We start from the raw sequence: 548 nt of genomic DNA on the forward strand, positions 1-548 counted from the left end.
GGGGTGAAGTCGTAACAAGGTAGCCCTAGGGGAACCTGGGGCTGGATCACCTCCTTAAACGATATGAAGCACTGGTGAGCGTTCACACAAATTATCTGATATCTGTAGTTTAGAGTGTCGTAGTCTGGACCGGGTCTGTAGCTCAGTTGGTTAGAGCGCACCCCTGATAAGGGTGAGGTCGGCCGTTCAAATCGGCCCAGACCCACCAATCGAATAGATTGGTATTTGGTTTAAGCTATTTGTTGGTTAGAGCGTACCCCAATCACTTATAAAGAGTGGTGAGGTCATGTCTTTCCGTTCAAATCGGCCCAGACCCACCAAAATCTCAATAACGGCGTTATTTAAGTTCTCGTTTAGCAGGCTAAACGTCAAACTGAAAAGCCTTGTTCTTGAAATTTTGGACAATACTTTAATGTGAAACCATTAGAGTCGGTTAGAAAGACTAAAAAAATGGGGCTATAGCTCAGCTGGGAGAGCGCCTGCTTTGCACGCAGGAGGTCTGCGGTTCGATCCCGCATAGCTCCACCATTTCTTAGTAAAGAAACAAC

The 548-nt window shown here is 46.4% G+C and carries 2 tRNA genes and 1 rRNA gene; all 3 read left to right on the top strand.

Annotated elements, in window-relative coordinates:
- Nucleotides 1–57: ribosomal RNA gene (locus OA79_RS17815) — 16S ribosomal RNA — on the top strand; the annotation flags it as partial.
- Nucleotides 58–131: 74 nt separating this feature from the next.
- Nucleotides 132–208: transfer RNA gene (locus OA79_RS17820), tRNA-Ile, on the top strand.
- Between the two features lie 244 nt (nt 209–452).
- Nucleotides 453–528 (top strand) — tRNA-Ala (locus tag OA79_RS17825).
- The last annotated feature ends 20 nt before the right edge of the window (nt 529–548 follow it).

Source organism: Marinomonas sp. TW1 (assembly GCF_001625355.1).
Taxonomy (GTDB): Bacteria; Pseudomonadota; Gammaproteobacteria; order Pseudomonadales; family Marinomonadaceae; genus Marinomonas.